Here is a 1,898-nt window from a genome sequence, read left to right as displayed (position 1 = left end):
CCCCTACCCGTCCCATCCTCAAGGGGCTGTGCCCCTTTGACCCCCTTCCGGCCCCCTTCTGGCCCCCTTCGCCTTGGTTTTCGGGTGCGGGTTCGGTGGGGGCTTGTCGCGCAGTTCCCCGCGCCCCTGACAGGGCCTTCGGCCCTTCGGGCGGGCGGTTCCCTCAGGGGCTACAGGGTGGCTACAGGGCCTGGGGGAAGGTGAAGAAGCGGTTCGGGTCGTACTTCTTCTTCAGGGTGGTCAGGCGGGGGGCCGCTTCGCCGTAGTACGCCTTTTTCCAGTTGGTGAGGGTGGCGTCGGTGTAGTTCTGGTAGGCGGCGCCCGAGGCGTGGCGGATCATGGACTTGTGGGCCCTGTCGAGCCAGGACTGGGCCGCCGTGCCCGCGGTGCCGGGCTTCCATGAGGCGAGGTACTGGGCCAGCATCCGGGAGCGGCGGTGGACGAAGGCCGTGGCCGTGGGGGAGACGCGGTTGACCTGGCCGCCGAGGGCCGTGAGGGCGATGCTGCCGGCCCCGCCCTTCACGCCGGTGATCTGGGTCAGCAGGGTCTGGACGCCCGCCGACGAGATCGAACGGTCGAAGAAGTCCGAGCGGGCCGCGTACGTCTCCCGGCGCAGCGCGCCCTGCGGGGAGCGGCCCGGGGTCGAGCCGGGCAGATGGCACTTGGCGTCGGCCGAGAACGAGCCACAGCCGGCGTAGCCCTCCATGGCGTCCTCGTACGAGCGGCGCTTGAGGGAGACGCTGCGGGCCGGGGTGCCGACGCGGTCGGCGAGGCGGTCGAGAGCGTTCTCCAGGTCGCCGTACGTGCCGAGGGAGAAGGCGGCGACGGCGACGGTCGGGCTGCCGCCGTTCTCCAGGTGGCAGGAGGACCAGATCTCGTCGGGCTGGGTCGGGCCACACTCCTGCCACGCCTTGAGTACGGCGGCAGCCTTGGACCACGGCCAGGTGAGGTACGCGGTGACGCCCTGGCGGGCCGGGTGGGTCTTGAAGCGGAGCTCCGTGACCACGCCGAAGTTGCCGTTGCCCGCGCCTCGTAGGGCCCAGAAGAGGTCCTTGTTGGTGGTGGCGTTCGCGATCAGCTGTTTGCCGTCCGCCGTGATCAGCGTGGCCTGGGTGAGGCTGTCGCAGGTCAGGCCGTACGCGCGGGAGGTGACGCCGTGGCCGCCGCCGAGGGTGAGGCCGGAGACGCCGACGGTGGGGCAGGAGCCGGCGGGGATCGTGACGTCCTTCGCGGCCAGGGCCCGGTAGACGTCGATCAATTTCGAGCCCGCGCCGACCACGGCCTCGTTCGCGGAGGCGCGGACCTTGGCGAGCTTGGAGACGTCTATGACCAGGCGGCCGTTGCCGGAGGACCAGCCGGCGTAGGAGTGGCCGCCGTTGCGTATCGAGACCTTGAGGGCGTGGGCCTTGGCGTAGGCGAGGGTCGTGCGGATGTCGTCGGGGTGGGCGACGTAGGCGACGGCGGTGGGCTTCAGGGTGTCGAAACGGGTGTTGTAGAGCTGGCGGGCTGTGGACCAGGCCTTGTCGCCGGGGCGGACGAGGGGGCCGTCGAGGTCTCGGGCGAGGGCGGACCAGTTGGCGGTGGAGGCGGTGCCGGCGGTCGTGGTCGTCGTGGTTGTCGTGGTGGTGCGGAGGGAGGTGTCTTTGGCGCGGGTGCCGGGAGTGGGGTCGGGAGTGGTGCAGGCGGAGGCCGTCAGGGTGGTGGTGAGGGCGGCTGCGCCGCCGAGGAATGTGCGCCGTTCCATGTGGGTCTCCCGGTGCGCCGTTCGTGGGTTCGTGGAACGAGACGGGGTTGGTGGGGTGCGGGTTCCCAGGATCCGCGTCCGTCGCCGCTGCGGGGCCTCCCCGGGCCCCTCGATTTCGCTCGAGCGTGGGTGCCGGCCCCGCGCCCCCGAACAC

The 1,898-nt window shown here is 71.4% G+C and carries 1 protein-coding gene; it reads right to left on the bottom strand.

All coding sequences use genetic code 11. The features are described 5' to 3' along the window. Nucleotides 1-181: 181 nt before the first annotated feature. Nucleotides 182-1,744 carry an FAD-binding oxidoreductase gene (locus P1P70_RS44120; RefSeq protein WP_319248059.1) on the bottom strand — a complete coding sequence of 521 codons (1,563 nt, stop codon included), beginning with the start codon at nt 1,742-1,744 and terminating at the stop codon, nt 182-184. Nucleotides 1,745-1,898 lie beyond the last annotated feature (154 nt).

It is taken from the genome of Streptomyces sp. MB09-02B (assembly GCF_033794485.1).
In the GTDB taxonomy this organism is placed as follows: Bacteria; Actinomycetota; Actinomycetes; order Streptomycetales; family Streptomycetaceae; genus Streptomyces.
The sequence above is the reverse complement of the archived record's forward strand: the minus strand, read 5'-3'. Positions and strand labels throughout refer to the sequence as shown.

What these genes read in the sequence shown, in the direction of transcription:
- P1P70_RS44120 (WP_319248059.1), bottom strand. Translation starts at nt 1,744, where the DNA reads ATGGAACGGCGCACATTCCTCGGCGGCGCAGCCGCCCTCACCACCACC.